Origin of the sequence: Burkholderia sp. Se-20378 (assembly GCF_017104665.1) — a bacterium.
In the GTDB taxonomy this organism is placed as follows: Bacteria; Pseudomonadota; Gammaproteobacteria; order Burkholderiales; family Burkholderiaceae; genus Burkholderia; species Burkholderia lata.
The window spans coordinates 42,087-67,407 of the sequence record NZ_JAAGPG010000007.1; the positions used below are offsets into that span (position 1 = coordinate 42,087).

Annotated in this window: 23 protein-coding genes and 1 pseudogene; 8 read left to right on the forward strand and 16 right to left on the reverse strand. The window is 63.6% G+C overall.

What is annotated here, in order from left to right:
• Position 1 precedes the first annotated feature (1 nt).
• From G3N93_RS02240 to G3N93_RS02250, 3 genes are read left to right on the forward strand one after another with little or no spacing between them, the layout of a single operon-like run.
• Entirely contained in the window at positions 2 to 1,324 is a 1,323-nt protein-coding gene (locus tag G3N93_RS02240; protein ID WP_206121404.1) for an MFS transporter, read from the forward strand.
• Between the two features lie 39 nt (positions 1,325 to 1,363).
• On the forward strand, positions 1,364 to 2,518 hold the full coding sequence (locus G3N93_RS02245) for an acyl-CoA dehydrogenase family protein (protein WP_206121403.1): 1,155 nt from the start codon (positions 1,364 to 1,366) through the stop codon (positions 2,516 to 2,518).
• Positions 2,519 to 2,551: 33 nt separating this feature from the next.
• Complete coding sequence (locus tag G3N93_RS02250) at positions 2,552 to 3,490, forward strand: alpha/beta hydrolase (protein WP_174985396.1); 939 nt, start codon at positions 2,552 to 2,554, stop codon at positions 3,488 to 3,490.
• A 69-nt stretch (positions 3,491 to 3,559) separates the two neighbouring features.
• Here G3N93_RS02250 and G3N93_RS02255 read toward each other — a convergent pair whose 3' ends face one another.
• Complete coding sequence (locus tag G3N93_RS02255) at positions 3,560 to 3,967, reverse strand: hypothetical protein (RefSeq protein WP_206122687.1); 408 nt, start codon at positions 3,965 to 3,967, stop codon at positions 3,560 to 3,562.
• A 281-nt stretch (positions 3,968 to 4,248) separates the two neighbouring features.
• On the reverse strand, positions 4,249 to 5,229 hold the full coding sequence (locus G3N93_RS02260; protein WP_174985392.1) for an amidohydrolase family protein: 981 nt from the start codon (positions 5,227 to 5,229) through the stop codon (positions 4,249 to 4,251).
• Between the two features lie 138 nt (positions 5,230 to 5,367).
• Between G3N93_RS02260 and G3N93_RS02265 the strand changes: the two genes are divergently transcribed.
• Positions 5,368 to 6,315, forward strand: a complete 948-nt coding sequence (locus G3N93_RS02265) for a LysR family transcriptional regulator (protein ID WP_206122688.1) — start codon at positions 5,368 to 5,370, stop codon at positions 6,313 to 6,315.
• 609 nt (positions 6,316 to 6,924) lie between these two features.
• Here the strand turns inward: G3N93_RS02265 and G3N93_RS42390 are convergent.
• Positions 6,925 to 7,815, reverse strand: a pseudogene (locus G3N93_RS42390) (LysR substrate-binding domain-containing protein).
• Here G3N93_RS42390 and G3N93_RS41400 point away from each other — a divergent pair.
• Positions 7,747 to 8,265 carry an SDR family NAD(P)-dependent oxidoreductase gene (locus G3N93_RS41400; RefSeq protein ID WP_241011629.1) on the forward strand — a complete coding sequence of 173 codons (519 nt, stop codon included), beginning with the start codon at positions 7,747 to 7,749 and terminating at the stop codon, positions 8,263 to 8,265. The pseudogene G3N93_RS42390 and the gene G3N93_RS41400 sit on opposite strands and share 69 nt — an antisense overlap.
• 202 nt (positions 8,266 to 8,467) lie before the next feature.
• Positions 8,468 to 8,656: an SDR family oxidoreductase gene (locus G3N93_RS41405; RefSeq protein WP_254603288.1), complete on the forward strand. Its 189-nt coding sequence runs from the start codon at positions 8,468 to 8,470 to the stop codon at positions 8,654 to 8,656.
• Positions 8,657 to 9,362: 706 nt separating this feature from the next.
• Here G3N93_RS41405 and rhaS read toward each other — a convergent pair.
• The 6 genes from rhaS to rhaM all read right to left on the reverse strand — a co-directional run bounded on the left by rhaS (position 9,363) and on the right by rhaM (position 15,321).
• Positions 9,363 to 10,370 carry a rhamnose ABC transporter substrate-binding protein gene (gene rhaS, locus G3N93_RS02290; RefSeq protein WP_089476153.1) on the reverse strand — a complete coding sequence of 336 codons (1,008 nt, stop codon included), beginning with the start codon at positions 10,368 to 10,370 and terminating at the stop codon, positions 9,363 to 9,365.
• Between the two features lie 81 nt (positions 10,371 to 10,451).
• A complete protein-coding gene (locus G3N93_RS02295; protein WP_206122689.1) occupies positions 10,452 to 11,453 on the reverse strand; it encodes an ABC transporter permease in 1,002 nt (333 codons plus the stop codon).
• Complete coding sequence (locus G3N93_RS02300; protein WP_241011630.1) at positions 11,446 to 12,471, reverse strand: ABC transporter permease; 1,026 nt, start codon at positions 12,469 to 12,471, stop codon at positions 11,446 to 11,448. Before G3N93_RS02300 ends, G3N93_RS02295 begins: the two co-directional genes overlap by 8 nt.
• Positions 12,472 to 12,488: 17 nt before the next feature.
• Positions 12,489 to 14,066 (reverse strand): sugar ABC transporter ATP-binding protein, encoded by a 1,578-nt coding sequence (locus tag G3N93_RS02305; RefSeq protein WP_241011631.1) that lies wholly within the window; start codon positions 14,064 to 14,066, stop codon positions 12,489 to 12,491.
• Positions 14,067 to 14,086: 20 nt separating this feature from the next.
• Positions 14,087 to 14,986 carry an amidohydrolase gene (locus G3N93_RS02310; protein WP_206122692.1) on the reverse strand — a complete coding sequence of 300 codons (900 nt, stop codon included), beginning with the start codon at positions 14,984 to 14,986 and terminating at the stop codon, positions 14,087 to 14,089.
• Between the two features lie 20 nt (positions 14,987 to 15,006).
• Positions 15,007 to 15,321, reverse strand: coding sequence for an L-rhamnose mutarotase (gene rhaM, locus G3N93_RS02315; protein WP_089476158.1), 315 nt, complete (start codon positions 15,319 to 15,321; stop codon positions 15,007 to 15,009).
• A 133-nt stretch (positions 15,322 to 15,454) separates the two neighbouring features.
• Here rhaM and G3N93_RS02320 point away from each other — a divergent pair, with 133 nt between their 5' ends.
• On the forward strand, positions 15,455 to 16,399 hold the full coding sequence (locus tag G3N93_RS02320) for a LysR family transcriptional regulator (RefSeq protein ID WP_089476159.1): 945 nt from the start codon (positions 15,455 to 15,457) through the stop codon (positions 16,397 to 16,399).
• A gap of 28 nt (positions 16,400 to 16,427) precedes the next feature.
• Here the strand turns inward: G3N93_RS02320 and G3N93_RS02325 are convergent, their stop codons facing one another.
• From G3N93_RS02325 to G3N93_RS02345, 5 genes are all read right to left on the reverse strand, one after another.
• Positions 16,428 to 17,210 (reverse strand): SDR family NAD(P)-dependent oxidoreductase, encoded by a 783-nt coding sequence (locus tag G3N93_RS02325; protein ID WP_206122693.1) that lies wholly within the window; start codon positions 17,208 to 17,210, stop codon positions 16,428 to 16,430.
• A 20-nt stretch (positions 17,211 to 17,230) separates the two neighbouring features.
• A complete protein-coding gene (gene rhmD / locus G3N93_RS02330; protein ID WP_206122694.1) occupies positions 17,231 to 18,409 on the reverse strand; it encodes an L-rhamnonate dehydratase in 1,179 nt (392 codons plus the stop codon).
• A 30-nt stretch (positions 18,410 to 18,439) separates the two neighbouring features.
• Positions 18,440 to 19,768 (reverse strand): MFS transporter, encoded by a 1,329-nt coding sequence (locus G3N93_RS02335; RefSeq protein WP_206122695.1) that lies wholly within the window; start codon positions 19,766 to 19,768, stop codon positions 18,440 to 18,442.
• Between the two features lie 76 nt (positions 19,769 to 19,844).
• Complete coding sequence (locus G3N93_RS02340; protein WP_174985377.1) at positions 19,845 to 20,597, reverse strand: SDR family NAD(P)-dependent oxidoreductase; 753 nt, start codon at positions 20,595 to 20,597, stop codon at positions 19,845 to 19,847.
• Complete coding sequence (locus tag G3N93_RS02345) at positions 20,594 to 21,457, reverse strand: fumarylacetoacetate hydrolase family protein (RefSeq protein WP_206122696.1); 864 nt, start codon at positions 21,455 to 21,457, stop codon at positions 20,594 to 20,596. The genes G3N93_RS02340 and G3N93_RS02345 overlap by 4 nt, the downstream gene beginning before the upstream one ends.
• A gap of 580 nt (positions 21,458 to 22,037) precedes the next feature.
• Here G3N93_RS02345 and G3N93_RS02350 point away from each other — a divergent pair.
• Positions 22,038 to 22,529, forward strand: a complete 492-nt coding sequence (locus G3N93_RS02350; protein WP_206122697.1) for a hypothetical protein — start codon at positions 22,038 to 22,040, stop codon at positions 22,527 to 22,529.
• Between the two features lie 165 nt (positions 22,530 to 22,694).
• Here the strand turns inward: G3N93_RS02350 and G3N93_RS02355 are convergent, their stop codons facing one another.
• Both G3N93_RS02355 and G3N93_RS02360 read right to left on the reverse strand, forming a co-directional pair.
• A complete protein-coding gene (locus tag G3N93_RS02355; RefSeq protein ID WP_241011634.1) occupies positions 22,695 to 23,759 on the reverse strand; it encodes a porin in 1,065 nt (354 codons plus the stop codon).
• Between the two features lie 238 nt (positions 23,760 to 23,997).
• Positions 23,998 to 25,321: aldehyde dehydrogenase family protein (locus G3N93_RS02360; protein WP_206132212.1), on the reverse strand; the 1,324-nt coding region annotated here is incomplete at its 5' end.

The window sequence follows — 25,321 nt, forward strand, 5'->3', positions numbered from 1 at the left end:
CATGACCCCGACCCTTTCGACCGACCCGGACGCCGTCGACGATGGTGCGACACCGGCGCTCTACCGCCGGATCTCGCGCCGGCTGCTGCCGTTCCTCATCCTCTGCTACACGCTGTCGTTCATCGACCGGATCAACATCGGCTTCGCGCACGCGCAGATGGCGGCCGAACTGAACTTCTCCGACGCCGTGTACGGGCTCGGCGCGGGCATCTTCTTCATCGGCTACATGGCGTTCGAGATTCCGAGCAACGCGCTGCTTGTGCGGATCGGCGCACGCCGGACGATCGCGCGGATCATGGTGCTGTGGGGGCTCGGCTCGGCCGCGACGATGTTCGTCACCACACCCGCGCAGTTCTACGCGTGCCGCTTCCTGCTCGGCGTGTTCGAGGCGGGCTTCTTCCCCGGCATCCTGTTCCATCTCGGCGCGTGGTATCCGCCGAAGCAACGCGCGAAGGCGTTCGCGCTCTTCATGACCGCGCTGTACCTCGCGGGGATGATCGCCGGCCCCGTGTCGGGCGCGATCCTGTCGTACTTCGATGGCGCCGCCGGCCTGAGCGGCTGGCAATGGCTGTTCCTCGTGGAAGGGCTGCCGAGCAGCGTGCTCGGCTTCGTCGCGCTGCGCTTTCTCGACGACCGGCCGGACGACGCACGCTGGCTGTCGGAAGCCGACAAGGCCGCGCTGCGCGCCGCGCACACGCAGGCCGAAGCCGGCAAGCCGGAGGCAATCACAGCTCGACCGCTGCTTGCGCACCGCGATTTCTGGCTGCTGTGCGCGGCCAATTTCTCGATCGCGGCCGCCGGCTATGCGCTGGTGTTCTGGATGCCCGTGATCCTGCATCGCGGCGGCCTGCATGGCGCGATGCAGATCGGGCTGCTGTCCGCGCTGCCCTACCTGTGCGGGATCGTCGGCATGCTCGGGATGGGCTGGCGCACCGAACACCGGCGCGAATGGCGCGGGCACGGTGCGTTCGCGATGATCGCGTGCGCAGCGGCGCTCATCGGTCTCGCAAGCGTCACCGGCACGCCGCACCTGTTGATCGTGCTCTGCATCGCGGTCGCTACGCACGCAGCGACGCTACCGGCGTTCTGGGTGCTGCCGGGGCTCGCGCTGCCGAAGCGTTCGATGGCGGTCGCGATCGCGGCGATCACGATGTCCGGCGCGATCGGCGGGTTCGCGAGCCCGTTCCTGATGGGCGTGCTCAACACGGCCACCGGGTCGATGCGCGGCGGACTCTATTTCAACGCCGCGCTGCTCGCAGCCGGTGCCGTCGCGTTGCTTTTCACGCTGCGCGCCCGCGCATCGTCTCGTCCGAACGCGGGCTGACCGCGTCGGCATTTCCTTCCCTCCCCCTCATCGACTCTCATGAATTTCGAACTCGAACTCGACCACCGGATGATCCGGGACCTCGTCGCACGCTTCGTGAAGGACGAACTGATTCCGCTCGAAGCAGCCGTGATGGCGCGCGAAGCAGACGGCCAGCCCTTCGGGCTGCTCGACGACGAACGTACGCGCCTCGACGAGCGCTCGCGGCAGCTCGGCCTGTGGGGACTCGACGCGCCGCTCGATGCGGGCGGCGCCGACCTGCCGGCCGTCGCGATGGTCGGCGTGAACGAAGCGATCGGCACGACCGTGACCCCGTACATCCTGCCGCCCGACTCGCCGAACCTGCGGATGCTGTGCGACGTGGCCGACGATGCGCAGCGCGCACGCTATCTCGACCCGTACGCACGCGGCGTCACGCGGGCCGCGATGGCGATCTCCGAGCCGGGCGCCGGCTCGGATCCGGGCGCGCTGTCCACGACGGCCGTGCGCGACGGCGACATCTGGGTGCTGAACGGCCGCAAGATCTGGATCAGCCACGCGACCGAAGCCGACTGGACGATCGTGATGGCGCTCACCGATCGAAGCAAAGGCAAGCGCGGCGGCATGTCGGCGTTCATCGTCGACCGCGACGCGCCGGGCTTCATCATCGAACGCCGGATCCCGATGATCGGCGGGCTGTCCACGTATGAAATCGTGCTGGAGAACTGCCGCATTCCCGCCGCGCAACTGCTGGGCCGGGAAGGCGCCGGTTTCGCGCCGATGCAGGCACGGCTCGCGAACCGGCGGCTGGAGATGGCCGCCTGGTGCATCGGCCGCGCCGAGCGCGCGGTCGCGCTGCTGTGCGACCATGCGAAACAGCGCAAGACCTTCGGCGTGCTGCTCGCGGAACGCCAGGCGATCCAGTGGTGGGTCGCCGATGCGCTCACGCAAATCCATGCGTGCCGCCTCATGACCTACGAAGCGGCCGCGCGCGTGGATGCCGGGCAGGACGCGCGCACGCAGATCTCGATGGTCAAGGTATTCGCGACCGAAATGGCTTGGCGCGTCATCGATCATGCGATGCAGACGCTCGGCGCGATGGGCATGACGAAGGAAATGCCGCTGCAGCAGATGGCCAGCGAAGCGCGTTTGATGCGCATCTTCGAGGGCCCGACCGAGGTACACCGTTGGGTCGTTGCGCGCAGCGTGCTGTGAGCGCGCATCCCGCCTTTTCGATGGAGTGACGCGTTGGATACCCTGCATCTCGTCGATCGTGAAATCCGCCCGCTGCTCGTGGCCTGGCCGACCGTCACGCTCAGCGCCGACACCCTCGCGCAGTCGCGCGAACGCGTGCTGCCGCTACCACCGCCCGACCTCGCCGGCAGCACGCTCGAACGCCGCGCGGTGCCCGGCCCCGCCGGCGCGCCGGACGTCCCGGTCCTCGTCTACCGACCCGACGCCGGCGTGCGCCCGCTCCCGGCGATCGTCCACATGCACGGCGGCGGCTACGTGCGCGGCGCGGCAAAGGATCTCGAGGCGGTGCACCGGTCGGTCGTGACAGAGCTCGGCTGTGCGCTGATCTCGATCGACTACCGCCTCGCGCCGGAAACCGTATTTCCCGGTGCGATCGAGGACTGCTACGCGGCGCTCGCGTGGGTCTTCCGCCAGGCCGATGCACTCGGCATCGACGCGGCGCGGATCGGCGTGGCAGGCGAAAGCGCGGGCGGCGGGCTCGCCGCCGCGCTGGCGCTGCTGGCACGCGACCGCGGCGAATACCGGCTCGCGTTCCAGCACCTGGTCTATCCGATGCTCGACGATCGCACCTGCACGCGCGCGCCGCATCCGCATGCCGGTGAGTTCGTGTGGCACGCGGCCAACAACCGGTTCGGCTGGAGTGCGTTGCTCGGTCACGCGCCGGGCCTCGACGGCGTGTCGCCGTACGCGGCCGCCGCACGCGCCACGCAGCTGGAAGGCCTGCCGCCCGCGTTCCTGTCGGTCGGCTCGCTCGACCTGTTCCTCGACGAGAATCTCGACTACGCGCAGCGCCTGCTTCGCGCAGGCGTGCCGACCGAACTGCACGTGCTCCCCGGCGGCGTGCACGGCTTCGACATCGTGCCCGGCGCGCGCGTATCCGAAACGGCACGCCGCCTCAGCCACGACGCGCTGCGCCGCTTCCTACTCGAATGAACGACACAGCGAGGTCAGCCTTTCGACCCACCGTAGGATTTCGAACGAGTGCCGTGGTTACTTTCGCGTTCACTGAAAGGAGGGACTATTGTGGCGGTAGCGGTCGGGTAGCACGCTGCGCGCCAGCTCGCACGCCAAAAGACATACACGCAGCACACCCGAAACCGATGCGGTCGACGGGTGTGGATGAACCAAGAAACGCATCGACTCGGCCGGCGCAGCGAGCATCACTAGCCCGAGCGCGATCGGCAGCACGCCGTCGATGCCGGATATCCCATGCCAGCCGTAACGCGTAATCACGTGCGCGACGATGAACCCCGCCGCCGTGGAGCCGAACGTGAAGCAACAAGACATCGTCGTAACGACCGGTGCATCGCCTATGCATGGACCGTACGCAGACGTCATCGCGATTGTGTTTGACATCGCGGCGCCGAACCGTACCCCGGTGAAAAAACGCGGCACCGCTACAGCATGCATCTCCGCTGCTACCACGGGAAACGTACTCTACCAGCCGAACGACAGGACCGAACCGACCAGCAGGCGCTTGCGTCCGAGCCGGCCGTCTTAGCCTGGCCCAGCGGTCCATTCGATGTCAATCTGTCCGACTTAGGTACGACTCGACGCCCCAGTATGTGAACATACCCGGTCAGCCTGATCAAATCCCTTACTTATACAACAAATTCATTCTGGTGACGCCCGGACGGGGCGCCACCATGTTTCCCCACGGTGTTCTGATGAATCGGCGACACCAGCTTGGCTCAACCCAGTCGGAACAGCCGGCTCGCGTTGTCCCGCCCGATCTTCTGTCGATCGTTATCGCCAATCTCAGCAGCGTCGAACCATGCGCTCGCTTCTTCCATCGACTCGAAAGGATAGTCGGCCGAGAACAGCACGCGATCGCTGCCGATCTCATCGATCGCGTTCCGCATGGCGATCGTCCGAAAGTTGCCGCTCGTCGTGACGTAGAAATGCGCTCGGAACGTATCGATGAACGTGCGCTTCGCCTTCACACCCATCGGATTCTTCCCACCGGCTGACGCCCAGTGCGAAGTGCGCCAGATGTTATGCAGTGCAAGTTCGCCAAGATGCCCGAGAATGACGGTTAGGTTCGGAAACTCGTCGAACAGGCCGCTGCCGATTAGGCGGAGGGCATGAACGCCCGTTTCGCGCGAAAACTCCCATGCCGGTCCCATCAACCATGGATGACCTTCGATTGCCAGTTGCTGGCTCGGCAACGGATTGCGCGGGTGCAAGTAGAACGGTACGTCGAGACGTGCGACCTCCGCCCAAAACGGTCGAAATTGCGCCAGATCGTAGTAAGTCGCGTTGTCGACGTGGCCGACCTGCGAGAAGCCATTGACGAGAGCACCTTTGAAACCCAGTTCAGTCACCGCGCGCTCAAGCTCGCGTCCAGCAGCGTCCGGATCCTGCAGCGGAAGCGCTGCGAAAGCCCCAAAGCGATCGGGGCGACGCGCGATCTGTTCGGCCAGCAGGTCGTTCGCGCGGCGAGCGACGTCGATCGCACGATCAGTATCAGTGATTGCCTGGACGGCCGGCGCATTCAGCGACAGGATTGCATAGTCGATACCACACGCATCCATGCGCTCGATGCGTTCCCCTTCGACATCAAGCAGTTGGCGGCGTCTCGACGGCCAAATATCAGACGTAAAATAATGTTCAGAGTCGCCGATCGTTTCCAGCGTAGCAAAGTGCTCTTCGAGTGCAATCTTGTCTCGCATGGTGTCTCCCGAGATGTCCTGTACGCCGCGCCACCCTAGCGAAGCGTTTCCCGGCTAGGATATGAAGACTGCGGTCCCATGTGAAATTGCGGCGACGAATGACGCTATTCACCGGATTTATTACAACCTATCGACGCAATGGAACACGATTCTGACCGACACAACATCGATCTCAATCAGCTACGGGTGTTCGATGTGCTCTATCAGACGCGAAGCACAACTCGCGCGGCAGAGGTGCTGCATCTCACGCAGCCAGCGGTAAGCAACACTCTGAAGCGGCTGCGCGCGCTGTTCGACGACGCGTTGTTCGTTAAGACGGCCGACGGCATGCAACCCACTCCACGCGCGGATGCGATCGCGGTCCTCGTCGACGAGGGGCTTGCGTCGCTGCAATCCGCGTTGCAGGCGGGCCGCTCTTTCGAGCCGGCCACATCAACGCGCACGTTCCGTCTATATACAAGCGATCTCGGGCAAGCGATTTTCATACCGCCTCTCGTCGCACACCTGCATCAGTCAGCCCCCGGCCTGCGCATTGTTACAACCGATCTACCACTCGATGCCGCACAGCAAATGATGAAGCTCGGTGAAATCGACCTTGCGCTAGGAATGTTCAGCGGGCTACATGCCGATTTCCACCAGCAACGGCTGTTCCACGAAACTTACGTAGCTCTCGTGCGCGTCGACCATCCGACGATCGGTCCGACGCTCACCGCTGAGCAATTCTTCTCAGCCGACCATGTCATCTATGCACCCACTGCAGGCAGCCATGCGAATTTCGAAGCAGCGCTTGATGCACTATCTCCGGAATCTGGCACCACGCGCCATATCGCAATACAGCTTGCACACTCTTTCGGCCTGGAAAGCATTGTGTCCGCAAGTGATTTAGTCGCTTGTGTTCCGAGCCGTCTTGCGTACGTGCTCGGCCAGCTGCCAGACTTACGCGCTGTCCCACTTCCGTTCGATATCGAGCCGGTCGATATCTCTCAATTTTGGCACGAACGCTATCAGCGAGATGAAGGGCATCAATGGCTGCGCACGCTCGTTTACGAATTATTTCGCGACCATCGTCGTAGCGCGGTGCCATGAATTCACCGCAAATCGAAACTTGACCGGGTCGACATGCATTTCACTTCTGTAAGGAATTCTCGCTGCGCTGTTCTGGAGTATGGGTCCCAAGTCCGTCAAAACGGCGCCGCGCCGAACCCACGAAAGGAAACACCACCATCGCGGCCAGCTTACAGTCCCTTAGCTGATCGGAGTCAACATCTCGATGCGGTCGAGCAGTTGCGGCGCCTCGGTACGATCCAGCACGGCCGAAGCGCCGACGCGCCGCGTAGCTCCGCCCATGCACCGATGCCGGCCGGATTGGCCGACACGACCTGGCCTGTCGCAGGCCAGTCGAATAGGTGACGGACGCCAGCGACTGGTGTCTGATAGGGTTCGTCAACAATCCGCCGCATCGATGTCTAACCGTTGATTTAAGATGGGAATTTGGGCCTTGTATCTAGTGTAGGCACGGTTTGCTGGTGATCGAGAGGTGATCCTGCGGATAGCAAGGGACAGCAGCCGCAACTTCATCAGGCGGCAGTCGGCCATGACGCGTCACTGGCTCCCTCCGTGGCGCAACCAGTCAGACGTCACTTCTGTATCGGATGGCACCTTCACTTCTGCTACCGCAATGATCGATTAACGCCTTCACATCGCGCACGAATCCACTAATGCCGCCACTGTTGGGTTGCTGTCTGTACTCCGCCACGCAAGTGCCACTTCGTATGTCCCCGGCGTCCCGTATTTGGCAGGTCGCCTGAATTTCACGTCCGACGCTTCCTCAAACGCAAGCGGTTCCGGTACGAGCCAATTGCCCAGGTTCGCAGCCGCAAGTCCGATGATAGTGTCCATTTGCGTTGCACGCTGTACCATGCGCGGAACAAATCCGGCCTCAGCACACGCATCGAGGATGCGTCGCATACAAGCCGGGCCCTTCCGTCGGTGGAAACAAAATCCATGGCTCGCGCGCGAGCGCAGCAAGCGGCACAGAGCGCACAGGCGACGAGCCAGCGCATGCTTCGCAGACGTGACGGCGACCATGCGACTCTTCAACAGCTTGCGCTTCGCAATGCGCCGATCGACGTTGACATCACGGGGCAGCACGACAATGGCAACGTCGAGACGGTCGTTGTCGAGGGCAGCGAGCTACTGACTAGTGGTTGCCTCAGTCAGGTCAAGTGCGACATCGGGATGGGTCTGCCGAAATCGCGCTATCAAGGGAAGCAAGACGTGTCGCGTGGCGCTCGCTGCAAACCCGACTCTGAGAGAACCTACAAGCCTTTGGTGCGCGCACTGGGCCAGATCAACGGCGCGCTGCGATTGTTCCACTGTCCTGCGCGTCTCTTCGCGCAAAACTTTTCCGGCTGCGGATGAAGACGTCACGCGACTGCGGCGTTCCAGCAAGTACATACCCAACAGCAAGTCGATATGTCGGATCGACGCCGTCGGTGGCGGCCGAGCCATGTTGAGTTGCTCTGCAGCACGACGGAAATTCGTCGTCTCCGCGAGGACGAGAAACTGTTCGAGCTGCCGAAAAATGAGGGTTGCCGTACTACAAGATTATCAGAACAGCTGTTCAATCGTATGAGACGTATCGTATTTCCAGTTTTAATCTGCATCCAATGCAAACGAGTGGAGCCAGAAATTGACGGAGAAAGGCGTGCAGTTGTAACCGGGGGGGCGAGCGGCATCGGCTTGGGCATCGCGCGCGCATGCATCAACGCGGGCTATCGCGTGACAATTGTCGGTCGAAACGATCAGCGGTTACGAGAAGCCGTTGCGAAGCTGGGGTCTGCAGCCACCTGCCAACTCGCCGACGCAGGCCAGCGCACGGATGTCGAGTCCACACTCACGAACGTCGGGCGCGGGGATCTGCTGGTCAATGCCGCGGGGTTCGTACGTTCAGTGAGCCTTGGTACTGCACTCGACCAGGCCGAGCTAGATTGGAACGCGGTCATCGAAATCAACCTCAAAGGCAGCTTTTTTTGATGGTGCACTGCGTCGCTCCACTGTTGCCCCGTCCTAGGGGGCGAGTTATCAATATCAGTTTGAGTGGCGCACAAACTGGCGGCAGCAGATCGGCGGGCTGGCCTATGCCGCAGCGAAGGCAGGCTTTCACGGCCTTACCTTTGCGCTCGCGTGAGAACTAGCGCCACACGGCTGCACTGCTAACGCGATCGCGCCGAGCTTCATCGCCGGGACAGGATTCACCGGCGGGCGGTCCGAGGAGCGCGTTGCCTCCATCGTTGCAGAAACGCCTTTAGGTCGCCCCGGCACTCCGGACGGCGTGGCCACTGCGGTACTCTGGCTTGCCTCGGAGACCGCGAGCTTCGTGACCGGCACCGTTATTGCAGTTAATGCGGGATGGCGAATCGGCTGAGTGGTTCTGGCTAGCTACGGCTAGCGGTTCAAAGTACTTTAGCGCACACGCCCATTTCCCACTTTTTCCGGAACGAGTCAATGATGTTTAGGCACGACGGCGCGTCACACCCCGTCGTCACGCCGCTGTCATTCCGGTGCCCATAATCTCCGAATGTCCGATCGCTCGCGCTCGCAACTTTTTGCCCATGGCGCCTCCCTAGCCGCCTTACTCGTCTGGGCCAAGGGCGTCCGCTCGCGCGAGGCAGTCGAAAGCTATTCCCCGGACCAGACCGGCAAAGGACAATCGGCCCGCGGCGTGATTGGTCGCATTCGGCGTCGACTCGTCGATTTCACCATCCGCCGTCACCGCGGAGATCTGGCGAAACTGTTTTAGTGCCCGACAGGCGTACGGGCGTTCGCTAGACGTTTCCATGAGATTTCGTCGAACTTCAAAATGAAGTCGTCAAAGCACGACATAGACGTACACCACGGCTCAATATCGAAAGCCTCCTCCACCTTGGAGTACGAGTAACATAAGTACCTCTCAGAAAACTATCAGTTGACGTCGGAAACCGAGAACAGCGCAGGCGTAGTCGATTCGGATTAAGCGCTGCGATGCACTGCCCAATTCCGAACGTGATGCTCGAACGCGATGCTGATCGTCTCGTCCTATCGACCGTCTGGACCGTTCCGCCCGAAATCGGGCGGGGTCGCGGAACGCAATATCAGAAATTGAATTGATCGATATTGGACGCATCGAACGTCGTGGGCGGCCCGAGGATCACCTCTCCGCTCTTGCCGATCGTGCGCTTGCCGAGCTTGCCGGCCTCGAAACTCTCGCCTTCCTTGCCCGAGATCGCACCCGATGCGAGATTGGCGGCCGCATAGGCGGCGAGGTAGCCGAGTTGGCCCGGATCCCAGAGCTGGAACGCCTTGACCGTGCCGTTCTTCACGAAGGCGCGCATCTGGTTCGGCGTGCCGAGCCCCGTCACCGCCACCTTGCCCTTGCTCGACGACGTCGAGATATAGCGCGCGGCGGCGGCGATACCGACGGAGGTCGGCGACACGATCGCCTTCAGGTTCGGATAGGCCTGCAGCAGACCCTGGGTTTCGACAAACGATTTCTGGTCGTCGTCATTGCCGTATGCGATCTTGACGAGCTTCATCTTCGCGTATTCCGGCTTCTTCAGTTCCTCCTGCATCCACTTGATCCAGGTGTTCTGGTTGGTGGCATTCGGCGTTGCCGACAGAATCGCGAACTCGCCCTCCCCGCCCATCAGCTTCGCGACGAGCTGGATCTGGCCGCGGCCGATGCTCTCGGCATTGGCCTGGTTCACGAAAACATTGCGGCCGTCCGCCGCCGTGTCGGAATCGAACGTGACGACCTTGATGCCCTGCGACATCGCGCGCTTCAGATACGGCACGACCGCGTTGGGATCGTTTGCCGCGATCACGATCGCATTCTGTCGCTGCGTAATCAGCGTATTGACATACTGCACCTGCGACGACGCGCCGGCATCCGACGGGCCGACCACCTTTCCGTCGCCCTTGAACTCCTTGATGGCCGCCATCCCGCCTTCGTCGGCAATGACCTCGTACGGGTTGTTGATCTGCTTCGGCACGAACGCGATCTTCAGGCCGTCCTTCACACCGGTTGCACCGGCAGCACTCCCGATTCCGAACAACAGGCTGCAAACCGCGACGGTCGTCGCCATGCGCAGTGTCTTGATCATGCTACGTCTCCTATGAATCGCCGGGCCGCTCGGCCGGCGTTGTTGATATGCGTTGGGTTCACACTCGGTACACGGTGCCGTTCAATGCGCGATCGCGCGTCGCGCTCTGCGCGCCCGCCAGCCCGCGACAAGATTCGGGATCAGCACGGAAGACAGCAGCAACACGCCGGTGACGATCGTCAGGGTCTCGCTCGACACGTCGACGAGCGTGAGCGCGTTCTTCAGGACGCCGACAATCAGCAGCGACAGCAGCACGCCGTACAACGAACCGCGTCCGCCGAAGATGCTCACGCCGCCGAACAACACCGCGGCGATGACAGCCAACTCGAAACCCTCGCCGTTGTCGCCGCGCGCACTCGTGAAGCGAAGCGTGTAGACGATGCCCGCGATCGCGCTCATCACGCCCGACAACACGAACAACTTCAGCTTCGTCTTCTTGACATCGATGCCCGAAAAAGCGGCCGCCTGGTTGTTGGACCCCATTGCATAGAGGCTGCGACCAAACGCCGTCGCCTGTAGCAAAACGGTAAACAGCGCGGCAGCGACGATGACGATGACGAACGGCTCGGGAATGAACGTCGCACCTACCGTATTCATCCCGAACGACGTGTAAGCCGCCGGAAAATCCGCAATCGCCTGGTCGCCGAGCAGCACGTACGCGAGGCCGCGAAACAGCGCGAGCGTCCCGATGGTCACCGCGAGTGACGGGAGTTCGAAGCGGACGATCACCCAGCCATTGAAGAACCCGGCAAGCGCGCCGCCAGCGAGCACCAGAACGATGACGACCGGCATCGGCAAGCCGAGATGCCAGAGCACGCCCATCAGCGCGCTCGATGCACCGAGGATCGACGCCACCGACAGGTCGATCTCGCCCGTCACGACGATCAGCGTCATCGTCATCGCCATCAACGAGATCTCGGCGATGTCGAGCAGGATGTTGGTCAGGTTGGCCGCGTCGAGAAAGACCGGCGACAGCACGCGCGCCATCACCAGCGACGCTGCAAGGGTGACGGCCAGCAGGACTTCCCAGGTCAGGACAGCCGCGGATCGGTGGGCCGAAACCGGGGTGGATCGATTAACCATGGTCGCGTTTCCTCATCATGCGTTTTGCGATGGAGCGGGCGAGCAGCGTATCGGTGGCGACGGCCGCCACGATCAGCGCGCCCTGGATCGCCTGCTCCCAGAATGGCGAAACGTGAAGCACCGCGAGTGCGATGCTGATGACACCGAGCACGACCGCGCCAAGCGTCGCGCCCAGGATCGTGCCGACGCCGCCATTGATGGCCACGCTGCCGACGACGGCTGCCGCAACCACCTGCAGCTCGATGCCCTTGCCCGTACTGGCATCGACCGTGCCGAAGCGGGCGAGCCAAAGTGCGCCGGCGAAGCCCGCGATCGCGCCGGAGATCATGAAGCCGGTCATGACGCGCCGATCGACCCGGATGCCGGCCAGCCGCGCCGCCTCCGGATTGGAACCGATCGCGTAATGTTCGCGCCCCGCACGAAACTGCTTCAGATAGACCGACAGCCCGGCGAGAACGACAGCGGCAACCAGCGCCAGGACCGGAATGCCCAGGACCGAACCGGTCGCAAGCCGCGAGAACGCGTCGGGCAGGCTCGTTGCGTTGATCTGTCCGCCGTGGACCCACGCGTAATCGGCGCCACGAAAGATGTAGAGCGTCGACAGCGTCGCGACCAACGAAGGGACCCGGCCGATGGCGACCAGACTGGCATTGATCGCGCCTGCCGCCAACCCGATGGCGAGCCCCGCCGCCAGCGCGACGGGCACCGGCATGGCCGGATACGCGACATAGAGGGCGCCGACGCCGTACGCGCTGATGCCGACCACCGAGCCGATCGACAGGTCGATGTGCCGCATCAGCATCACGACCGTCATACCTGCGGTCAGCAAGCCGACAATCGACACGTTGAGCAGCACATCCCGCAGATTCTGCATGCTGAGAAACTGCGGACGGGCAATCGCCGTGCATGCGATCAGCGCCACCAGGACGACGAACAATGTCGCCTCGCGTCGCTTCACGACGGCAGACAATCCGCCAGCCAGTGTTCCACGCGTCGGGATGCGCTCGGTTCGATTCATCGTGTTTGTTCCGCTCGTCATGCCGCCCGTCCCAGTTCGATATCGTCTTGCCCGAGCGCGGCCCGCATGATTCGCTCCTCAGTCGCGAGCGCCCGCGGAATCTCCGCGCGGATGCGGCCTTCGTGCATCACGAGCACGCGATCGGCCATGCCGAGCACTTCCGGCAGTTCGCTCGAAATCATCAGTACCGCCATGCCGTCCCTGACCAGCTCGGACAGCGCCCCATACACTTCCGCCTTCGCGCCGACATCGATGCCGCGCGTCGGCTCGTCGATGATCAGCACCTTCGGACCGGTCGCCAGCCACTTGCCGAGCACCACCTTCTGCTGATTGCCGCCAGACAATGTGCCGACCGGCAACGTCAGGTCGCTCGCTTTCAGGCGCAAGCGGGCGCCCCACTCGTGCGCAAGCACCGCTTCACGCGCTGCGGAAATCAAACCGAACCGTGTCAGGCGACCGAGCACCGTCATCGACGCGTTGCGCGCGATGCTGAGTTCCAGTGCAAGCCCCTGCTGGCGCCGGTCTTCCGGCACCATCGCGAGCCCGGCCTTGATCGCCCGCCCGGGCTGCCCGGCCGAGAGCACCTTGCCCGCCACGCGGATCTCGCCCGAATCGAACGGGTCGATGCCGAAGATCGCCCGCGCCACCTCGCTGCGGCCAGCACCCACCAGGCCAGCCAGCGCGACGATTTCACCGGCGCGGACATCGAACGTCACGTCCTTGAATACACCGATGCGCGTGAGCCCTCGAACCGCAAGCTTCACGTCGCCCGGCTCGACCTGCGCTTTCGGATAGAACGTCTCCAGGTCACGTCCCACCATCTTCGCGACGATGTCGGCCGTGGTCATGTCCGACGTGCGCGCGTCGAAAACCTTCGCGCCGTCCCGCATGATCGTCAGGTGCTGCGTCAACGCGAACACTTCCTCCAGACGGTGCGTGATGAATAGAATCGCCGCGCCCCGCTCGCGAAGCGTCCGCACGATCGCGAACAGCCGTTCGACTTCGGGCAGCGACAGCGCGGCAGTGGGCTCGTCCATGATCAGCACGTTCGCGTCGACCGACAGCGCCTTCGCGATCTCGATGACCTGCTGGTCCGCAATCGACAGGCCGCGCACCAACTGCTGCGGTTTCAGGTTCACGCCCAGCGATACGAGCAGCTCGGCCACTTCCCGATGCATCGTGTCGTAATCGATGCGCCCGAACCGGTCGACGGGCTGCCGTCCCATGTAGATGTTTTCCGCGATCGACAGATCGAAGAAATGCGTCGGCTCCTGATAAATCACCGCGATGCCGGCATCGCGCGCATCGGCCGGCGACGAAAATCGCCGCTCGGTCCCGTCGATGGACAGCGTGCCCGTGTCGGGCGCATGGACGCCCGCGAGAATCTTCACGAGCGTCGATTTACCTGCGCCGTTTTCGCCGAGCAGCGCGTGCACTTCGCCCGGCATCATCGTGAGGTTGCCGTCGATCAGCGCGCGCACCGCGCCGAACGACTTGCTGGCGCCGCTGAGCGCCAACCGCGGCACGGTCGTGCCGCTTGAGGATGTCTGCACTGTTGTCTCCGTCGATATTGTCGTTGTGCGGCCGCCAGCCATTTCCGCGGCCGCTGGCACCGCTAGATGCGATAGATGCGCTCGGCGTTGGCGACGAACAGCTGCCGCCGCTCGTCATCGCTCGCGCCTGCGACGATGCGCGCATACGCTTGCCACAACACGTCGTACGAGCCGAACAGCCTGTCAACCGGAAAGTTCGACGCGAACATCGCGCGCTCGACGCCGAAGGTATCCAGCGTCTCGAGCACATACGGACGCAGGCTTTCCACGGTCCAGTGATGATCGAACATCGCCAGCCCGCTGATCTTGACCGCCACGTTCGGGCACGCGGCCAGCGTTTTCAGGCCCTCGCGCCACGCGCGATAACCGGCGGGGCTGTCGCGGTCGACGAACATTCCGGCGTGGTTCAGCACGATCTGGATGTCGGGATGCGCCCGCGCCAGCTGCGCCGCCTCGTCCATCTGCGATGGGTAGAGCTGCAAGTCGAACGACAGGCCGTATCGCGCAAGCAGTCCGAAGTTTTTCCGCCAGACCGGGTCGCGCAGGTAATGCCGCTGAACATAGCCGTACAGCGGGTTGTCATGCACGTTGAGGATCTGGCGAATGCCGCGTACGTTTGCGAACGCAGCATGTCCGGCCAGCGTTGCCTCGACATCCGGTACGCTCAGATCCGCCGCGGCGACGATGCCGTTCGGCCATCCGGCAGCCCGTCCGTCGCCTGCATCGGCGAGCGTCTGCAGCCAGCGCGTCTCCTCGACCGGGTCGGCCGGATCGTGATTGGCTTCGACGTGCACGATCTTCACGATCTCGATCTCGCCGGCATCGCTCAACAGATCACCGGGCAGGTAGTCGTGCTTCAACAGCAGCGCATCGCCGACGAACGACGTTTTCGGATGCTCGAGCCACGGGTAGTGGTGCGTACCCAGCGACCAGAAGTGCACATGGGGATCGATGACTTGCATGCGGTGTCTCCGTGTGCGGGTCAGGGAAGATAGAACATCGGGACCAGCGGCTTCTGTGCCGGCGCGCCGTCCGAACCGGTGGCCATGATGTCGGCCATGAAGCCCCACCATTTGCGCATGACGTCGTCGGTCACGAGCTGGTCCATCCGATGATCGCGTTCGCGCTTCAGCACGGCAAACAGATGGTTGGTCGCGTCGTCGAGAAAAATCCAGTAATCGCGAATGCCGGCCTCGTGAAGCGTCTCGACCAGCTCGGGCCAGATCTCCCGGTGGCGGCGCCTGTACTCCTCGCTCTGCCCGGGATTCAGCACCATCCGGAAGGCGATCGTCTCCATGTTTGAATCTCCGTCGTGTCATGCCGTTTTTTGTGCGCCAGGGGCGTATGGCAGCGACTATAATTCCGCCACTGATAACAAACCAATCCGTATTCGTGATTGGGCGATCCACAAACCGAATCGCATTCCTCACATGAGTCCGCACGACGTCACCGTCTCGCTCGTCAACCGCCTGAAGTTCAAGCACCTCGGGCTCCTCGTGGCGCTCGACGATACGCGCAACCTCCATCAGGCCGCGGACGAAATCAACGTCGCGCAACCGAGCGCGAGCCGCATGCTGGGCGACATCGAGGACGCGTTCGGTTTCCGGCTGTTCGAGCGCAACGCCCGCGGCATGTCTCCTACCGCGCTGGGAGAGGTCGTGCTCACCTACGCTCGCCGCGCACTGTCCGATCTGACCCGCTTCGCCGAGGATCTGGACGCAAAGCGCCGCGGCGGGCACGGCCAGCTCACGGTCGGCGCGATCATGGGCGCCGCCCCCGACGTACTGGCACTCGCCGTCGCCGCACTGAAAACCGAGCGACCGCTCCTCAGCATGCGGATCCTCGGCGAGACCAGCGATCAGATCGTTCAGCTCCTCTACCGACGCGACGTCGACCTTGCACTGGGCCGACTGACCGCATCGCTCCAGCACAACGACTTCAGCTTCGAGCCGCTCGCACGCGAGACGCTCGTGCTCGTCGTGCGTGCCCGACACCCGCTCGCCGGCGTGTCGCGCGTGTCGCTCGACGAGCTCGTCGCATGGCCCTGGATCGCCCAGCCGGTCACGAGCCCCGCGCGCGCCATCCTGGAAGAGGAGTTTGCCCGCGCGAACCTGTCGACGCCCGCCAACGTCACGGAATGCGGCTCGATCTTCGCGACCCTGCAGCTCGTCGGAACGTACGATGCGGTCGCGATGCTTCCCGAATCCGTCGTGCGCGACCACGTGCGTGCGAAGCTGCTCGTCGCACTTCCGATCGAAATCGGCAAGAGCCTGCCCGGCTACGGGATCCTCACACGCAAGGAGGAACCGCTGGCCGAGCCCGCGGTTCACTTCATCGCGCTGCTTCGCCGCTTCTCGCAGCCGGTCGCGAACTGATCACGCGGGCCGCGAAGGCGGCCCTCGCTCACTGCAGGTTCACGAACATCCCGCCATCGACCAGTAGCGCTGCCCCCGTCACGTAGCGCGCCCGGTCGGACGCGAGGAACACCACGCAATCGGCCACGTCCTCGGGCTGGCCCAGCCGGCCGAGCGGGATGCGCTTCTCGAAATAGCGCCGTTTGTCCTCGTCCTCGAGATCCGCTGCGTTCAGATCGGTCGCGATCGTCCCCGGCATCACGGAATTGCAGCGAATGCCGTAGGGGCCGAGCGCGATCGCGCACGACTGCATCAACGAATGCACACCGGCCTTCGTCGGCGTGTAATGCGTCTGCATGCCGCCACCCACAAGTGCGCTGATCGAACTGGTTGCGACGATCGCGCCCCCCGTTCCCTGTTCCTTCATCTGACGGGCGACCGCCTGCGTCACATAGAACGCCCCGTTCAGATTGACGCCGATCGTGCGCTCCAGGACCGACGGAGGCATGTCGAGAAACGCATGGAACGGACAGATGCCGGCGTTGCTGGCCAGTACGTCAACCTTGCCGAACGCGTCTACCGTGTGGCGGACCAGGTCGATGCCGGTTTGCGGCAGCGCGACGTTGCCCTCGATCGCGATCGCACGGCGGCCTGCACGCTCGACTTCAGCAACGACTTCGGCGATGGCGGAGCGCCGCCCATACGATGCGTCGTTATCGCCCCAGTAATTGACGACCACGTCTGCGCCTTCACGCGCGCTGGCGACGGCGATGGCCCGGCCGATGCCCCGTGAGCCCCCAGTGACGATGACGACCTTGTCTTCGAGCAGCACCTTGTTTCTCCTCGTTGGGTTCAATGCGTGTATGGACGAACCAGCGCGCACTCCGGATTGAGCCGCACGCCGAATCCCGGCCGGTCCGGCACCTTCATCCGCCCGTTGACCGGAACCGGTTCGTCGAGCAACAGCGGCGTGAACATCGGTACGACTTCGTCCGCCTTCGGTGCCATCATCAGAAACTCCGCGAACGGCGAATTGTGGCGCGTCACGACGAAATGGTAGCTGTACACGGATGAACCGTGCGGCACCACCATCACGTTGTGCGCGTCCGCCAGCGCCGAAATCTTGATGAGCTCGGTGATCCCGCCGCACCAGCCGACGTCAGGCTGGATCAGGTCGCAACATCCCATTTCGAGCAGCATGCGGAAGCCCCATCGGGTCGCCTCGTGCTCACCCGTCGACACCATCATGCCGCGCGGCACGTTGCGCCGCAGTTCCGCATAGCCCCAGTAGTCGTCGGGCGGCAGGCATTCTTCGATCCACTTCAGGCCGTATTCATGGGCGGCGTTGGCGAGACGCGTCGCATAGCGCACGTCGAGGCTCATCCAGCAGTCGAACATCAGCCAGAAGTCGTCGCCGACGCGGTTGCGCATGTCGGCGAGTTTCTCCAGGTTCTTACGGAGCCCTTCCTCGTTCTCGGCCGGACCGTGCTGCAACGGCATCTTGCCGCCGATGAAGCCCATCTGCTTGGCGAGATCCGGACGCGCGCCGGTCGCGTAGAACACCAGCTCGTCGCGAACCGGGCCGCCAAGCAGCTGATAGACCGGTTCGCCACGCACCTTGCCGAGCAGATCCCACAACGCGAGATCGACGCCGGAGATCGTGTTGAGCACGACACCCTTGCGCCCATAGTAGAGCGTCGCGTAATACATCTGATCCCACATCGTCTCGATGTCGGTCACGCTCCGGCCCTCGAGGAAACGCGCGAGATGCTTTTCGACGATGAACGCGCCGATTTCGCCGCCCGTCGTGACCGCGAAGCCCACGCTGCCGTCGCTCGCTTCGATCTCGACCACGAGCGTGCCGAGGACGTTGATGCCGAACGACCGCCGGCTCTGACGGTATTCCGGGTAACGCGACATCGGCGTGGCGACGTGGTCGTCGATCCAGTGTCCGTCGTCCTGATCGTGATAATCCGCGCCGCCGCCGCGAACGGTGAACGCACGCACATGCTTGATGGTAGGCATCGCCATGAAGAATAAGCTCCGAATGTTTTGGCTGGGTTACCGCATGCGCTGGACAGGCGGTTTGAATGGTTCGGCGGCAAGGCCGACGGATCGACGCGGCACGATGACCGCAATCAGCAACGCTGCCAGCAAGCTGGCAAGCGCGAGCACCTGCAACCCGGCCGCGCCTGCACCGAACCAGCGATCGGCCGATGCGCGTAGCGTCGGTGCGATGAATCCGCCCAGGCTGCCGAGTGAATTGATGAGCGCGATGCCGCCCGCGGCGGCCGCCCCAGTCAGGTCTCGCGCGGGAAACGTCCAGAACAGCGGCTGGGCGGCAATGAAACCGCTCGCGGCCGCGCACAGCCCGGCGAGCGCGACGAGCGGCGCAGGCGCAATGCCCGGCAGCGCAATGCCGGCGGCGGCACACACGAGCATGACGATCGCCCACTTCCGATGTCCGCTCGAGCGTTCCGCCAGGCGCGGTATCCACCACGCGGCGCCGAGCGCGCACAGCCACGGCACTGCGGTGACCAGCCCGACTTCGAAGCCGACACGTCGGCCGAGCAATGCGCCGACTTGTTGCGGCAGGAAGAAGATCACGCCATACACGCTTATCTGGATCAACGCATAGATCGCCGCATAGGCCAGCACACGCGCATTCGTCACCGCAGCCATCACGCTGCGCGGGCCATGTTGCATCGCGACCTTCGCATCCTGTTCGATCGCGTCGACCAGCACGCGGCGAGCCGGCATGTCGAGCCATTGCGCGTCGGCCGGCGCATCGTCGAGATAGCGAAGCGCCCATACGCCGACCAGCGACGCCAACCCGCCCTCGACGATGAACATCCAGCGCCAGCCGGCCAGGCCGAATGCGCCGTGCAGATCCAGCAACCATCCCGACAAGGGCGCGCCGAAGATGAACGCCAACGGCGCACCGAAATAGAACACACCGATCGCGCGCGCACGTGCCGCTTGCGGAAACCAGCGCGTCAGGTAGTAAATGATCCCCGGGAAGAACCCTGCTTCGGCAACGCCCAGCAGGAAGCGCAATACGTAAAACGTGGTTGCGCTGTTCGTGAATGCCATTCCCGTCGACACGAGCCCCCACGTGACCATGATCCGGCACATCCAGATTCGTGCCCCGACCCGATGCATGATCAGGTTGCTCGGCACCTCGAGCAGCGCATAGCCGACGAAGAATACGCCTGCTCCAAAAGCGAATGCCGCATCGGACAGGCCGGCGTCGCGTTGCAGCGCGTGCTGGGCAAAGCCGACATTCGTCCGGTCGAGAAATGCGAGGACGTACATCAGCAACAGGAACGGCAGCAACCTCCGCATGACCCTGCCGACCGCCTGCTCGACAGCGGGTTGCGTCGCGTTCATCGTGGTGTCTCCTTGTCCGGGCGGTCGATCCGCCCTGTATCGTGCGACCCGCTTGGCGCGGGTCGGCTACCGTCGATCAATAGGTGGCGCGACCGCCCGACAGGTCGAACACGGCCCCGGTGCTGAACGCGCAATCCTCGGACGCGAGCCACAGGATCAGCGACGCGGCCTCGTCCGGCATCAGGAAGCGGTTCATCGGGATCTTCGACAGCATGTAGTCGATATGCTGCTGCGACATCGAGTCGAAGATCTCGGTCTTCGCTGCCGCGGGCGTGACCGCGTTCACGAGGATCCCGCGGGTCGCCAGTTCCTTGCCGAGGGATTTCGTGAGGCCGATCAGGCCGGCCTTCGAAGCACTGTAGTGCGATGCGTTCGGATTGCCTTCCTTGCCGGCCACCGATGCGATGTTGACGATGCGGCCGTAGCCCTTCTCGAGCATGTGCGGCACCACGGCGCGGCACGTCAGATACGAGCCGATCAGGTTCACGTCGATCACGCGGCGCCAGACCTCGGGCGGCAGTTCCCACGTCAGGCCGTTGCCCCCCGTGATACCGGCACTGTTGATCAGCACGTCGATCGCACCGTGGCGCTCGAACGTGGCCGCGGCCGCGGCGTCGACGGACGCTTCGTCGGTTAGTTCAACGACGACGGTCGATACGGTGCCGAGTTCCGACAGTTCATGCTGGCTGCGCGCGAGCCGCTCCGCGTCGACGTCCCACAACGACACCGCCGCGCCCGAGCGCAGTGCCCGCTGCGCGACCGCATAGCCGATGCCGCGCGCGCCGCCCGTGATCACGACCACCCGGCCGCTCAGTTCGATCTGGTTCATCGTGCCTCCGGCATACGTGCGGCAACCGTGCGTTGCTGCTGCTCGCCAAGTCCGTCGATACCGAGCCGCATGGTCTGGCCCGCGCGCAGAAAGACCGGCTCCGGCTTCTGTCCCAACCCGACGCCGGGCGGCGTACCGGTGGAAATCACGTCCCCCGGCTGCAGGCTCATGAACTGGCTGATATAGGACACGAGCGTGGCGACGTCGAAGATCATCGTCCGCGTGCTGCCATCCTGGTAGCGCTTGCCATCGACCTCGAGCCACAGGCGCAGCGACTGGGGATCGGGGATCTCGTCGCGCGTGACGAGCCACGGGCCGAGCGGGCCGAACGTGTCGCATCCCTTGCCCTTGTCCCACTGCCCGCCACGCTCCAGCTGGTACGCACGCTCCGATACATCGTTGACGACGCAGTAGCCGGCGACGTAGTCCAGCGCACGTTCGCGCGACACATAGCGCGCCTCGCGACCGATGACGACGCCCAGTTCGACTTCCCAGTCGACCTTCTCAGCGCCCGGCGGAATCTCGACGTCGTCGTGCGCGCCGACGATCGCGCTCGTCGCCTTCATGAACAGTACCGGCTCCGTCGGGACGGCCATGTTCGATTCCGCGGCGTGATCCGAATAGTTCAGGCCGACGCAAATCATCTTGCCGACCCGGCCGACACACGGGCCGATCCGGGCGCTGTCCGGTGCGAGCGGAAGCGACGCCGCATCGAGCGCCGCGAGGCGGCGCAGGTTGTCGTCGGAGAGCGCGTCCGACGCGATGTCTTCCACGTGACCCGACAGATCGCGAATGCGACCGTCCCCGTCAATGACGCCGGGTCGCTCCTCGCCCGGCACACCAAAGCGCACCAACTTCATGCAATGTCTCCTTGTGTGGATTGAATGTCCTCTGCAGCGCCTATGTTGGAGCGCCAGCAATAGCGGAACAATCCGAAATTTGCATGAAGTGATAGCCAGATCGAATCAAGCAGGAACGACCCAGCCGCTGGCGGTGAGCCCACGAGCTTGCCCGACGTCAGGCCTTTCGAAAGAAAAGGAACGTAGTGATTGTTCCCTAAGTCCCACACTTCCTCTAGATCGCCGGGGATAGGACGCATGCGTGACTCTCGCTGGGTCTGTATCGACTGCGACGCGGAACATTTTCGGAAGATCACGGGCTAACGGCAGCGTACGGGACGCACATCCAAGCATCCTGCGATGCGCCGCTGTGAAGCGGGCGATCACCGCCTTGCGGGATCTCGCAATTTACTATCGGATACCGATTTGGGCCGCGCTCAAACAATCAATGGACGACGCGCGGCAGTACTTTCGCGGCGGGCTTTGGCAAAACGCTAATCCGAGTGTCGTGCATGGGTGCCCGAGGGCGATGCCTGCCGGTCTATACGACGACCTGCTAACCAATTGGAGATTGTTGGTACAGCCAGGAAAAAGATATCAAATGGCTGCACTGGCGGCGACTCTGGACGAAACTGTGGTCCAGGTCCGCCCTACCATACGCCGCCCGATCTTGCCATTTCTCGCGCAGCCAATGGTTGAACTCGCCCTCGGAGCTAGTTTGGATGACTTGTTCACGGGTTGTCACAACCGCCTAATCGTCCGACAAGCGGCCTTCGATTCGTCGAATTTGCCAAATCTATGGCGGACCGACAAAGGCGAGACAACACACTCAGCCTTACAAAGTCTTTACGTGCACTATGACCACATACGAGAAGTTTGTCTGGACGGATTTTGTGTAGCGGAACGAATGGTGCGCCGCGATGGTCTAGAGAAGCTACTTAAACGAGCCGCCGATGGGTTTCCTGTCGGCCTTGCCGAAATCACGCGCATCTACGCGACCGAAGCGTTTGTCCGGGGAATGTTTAGTCGGCAGAAGGTGGGCCACACTGCACACAGAGACATAGCGCGTACCGCTCCCCACCGCAATATCTAAGATCGTGGCTGTGGCACCGCAGAACCCGTTAATTGTCAGTGGTAAGCTCACCAAGCTGTCCGGCGACCCAGCAATCACCGATTCGGTCTGCGCTAGCATCCCGATAGCGCAATCCGCGCGGCCCACTCCATCAGTGACAGGCCAATCGCTATCGGGGTTGGACATTCAGAAGACCGTGCGTACACCTGCCCGCAACACTGATTGCCGCGCGCCCGACGATGCCGTGAACGTGCCGCAGATAGACGCAATGACGTCCTGGCCGCCGCTCGCCTGCTGATATACGGCGCTCATGTAGATGTCGGTCTTCTTCGACAACAGGTAATCGACCGTGATGCCAGCCTGATTCGAATGATTGCCGGTCAGTTGCCGGCTGCCCTTCGCGTACAGGTAGTTCGCATACGCGAAGAAATCCGGCGCGAACCGGTACAGCCCGCCGATCTCGTAGGTGTCGACGTGCGCGCCCGTCAGCGTGTTGCGCGTATTCACGTACAGCGCGTCGAGCGCGAAGTCGCCGAATGTATAGCGTCCGCCCGCGCCGGCATTGCGGATGCCGAGGTGCCCGTTGTCGATTCCCTCTTCTTTCGAATACGTGTACGCCGCATCCAGCCGCAACGGCCCGTTGTCGTAGGACACGCCGAAGCTCGACAGGCTGTTGCTGCCGGTCTGCCCGGCGATGTTGCTGAAGCCATACAACGCGCCGAACCGGAACCCGCCGTAATACGCGGACGTGAACTTGATCGCGTTCGGTGTTGCGCCCCCGCCCGCCGTACGCGTGTAGTCGAAGGTGCCGAGCGCCGCGCCCAGTTTCGAGAACGGGCCGCCCGGCAACTGGTAAAGGCTGACATAGGAAATCTCGTGCCCCCAGCGATGCAGCGACAGGTTGTCGAACATGTAGTCGAACTGCCTGCCGAGCGTCACGGTGCCGTACGGCGTGACGATGCCGACATAGGACTCGCGTCCGGACAGTGCGCCGCCGCGCACCGTGCCGCTGTTGATATCGGGCTGCGACGCCATGAAGACGAGCGCCTGGAACCCGCCGCCGAGATCCTCGACCGTGCGGATCCCGATCAGGTTGGGCGCCTGGATGCCGGACATCGCCTGAACCAGCGCCTTGCCGCCCGAATTGCTCACGTATGAAATGCCGTTGTCGACCAGACCGAATAGCGTGACCGAACTCTGCGCGTGCACGTGGCACGACACCATCGCCAACGCGACGGCCATTGTCTTCATTCTCACGGATGCTGTCTCCAAACCGTCAGTGTCCGACGCACCGTTCGCATACGAGCGAACCGCACGCCGGCCTGTCATTTTTATTAGTAAAACTATCTAATCGGCGCGTGCGGGATATGTGTTCCCCGCTCGATGCGCCGCCGTGGGCCGTTTTACCCGGCGTCGACTGATGGATCGCGCGCGCCGTCGCCGGCCGAACCCGTCGATGACGGGAACGGCCGGCGGCAAGTCATGCCTGTCACAGCATCACGTTGATGACCTTCTTCTCGACGTAGCTGTACATCTCCTCGACCCCCTCTTCCCGGTCGACGCCGCTGTTCTTGAAGCCGCCCCACGGCACGCCGAGAAAGTGCGTGTTGCTGCCGTTGACGAATACGCTGCCCGCACGGATGCGACGCGCGGTGTTGAGCGCCTGCCGGATGTCGTTGGTCCAGATCGCGGCCGACAGTCCGTATTCCGTGTCGTTGGCCATCGCGACCACTTCGTCTACATCGCGCCATCGCGCGACCGACAGAATCGGGCCGAAGACTTCCTCGCGCCACAGCCGCATCGCCGGCGTGACATCGGCATAGACGGTCGGCTCGACCCAGAAGCCTTTTTCGAACGCACGCCCGGGCGGGCGGCGGCCGCCCGTCATCAGCCGCGCACCGTGCGTCTGCGCCGGATCGAGAAAGCTCATCACATGCTCGTAGCTCTTGCGTGAATTGATCGGGCCCATGCCCGTGTCGGGCAACATCGGATCGCCGACGCGGATCGCGGCCACGCGCTCGACGACACGCGCGAGCACGTCGTCGTAAATGTCGTCGTGCACCAGCAGCCGCGAATTGGATCCGCACGACTGGCCCTGCCACGAGAAATTCATCCCGCGCACCGCGCTTTCAGCGGCCGCGTCCGGATCCGCGTCCGGAAACACGATCATCGGATTCTTGCCGCCCAGCTCGAGCGTCACGTGCTTGACGCCGACCTCCGCCGCGCTGCGCTGGATCGCCTGCCCGGTCGGCACGGACCCGATCAGCGCGAGACGCTTCACGTCCGGATGGCGCACCAGCGCATCGCCAACCTCCGCGCCCGTGCCGTTGACGATGTTGAACACGCCGGCCGGCAACGTGTCGCGCGCCACCTCGCCGAGCACGAGCACGGACAGCGGCGACGTTTCGGGCGGCTTCACCACGACCGTGTTGCCGGTCACGAGCGCGGACGCGGTACGCGCCGCCGAGAACATCGCCGGGTGGTTGAACGCGGCGATCCGGCCGACGACGCCGTACGGCTCGTACACGGTCATGTGCAGATGGCGGCCGGTGGCGGGAATCGTCTCGCCGTGCAACCCGTGCACGAGCCCCGCGTAATAGCGCAGGCTGCGCACCGTCTCGTGCATGCTCGCGAGCGTCGGCACGTAAGTGTTGCCCGAATCGAGCACCTCGATGCGCGACAGTTCCTCCGCGCGTTCGAGCAGACGCTCGCCAAACCCGCGCAGCAGTTCGCCGCGCTCCTCGCCGGTGCGCTCGGCCCACGCCGGCCACGCGCGCTGCGCGGCGTCTACTGCACGCGCGACGTCCTTGCGC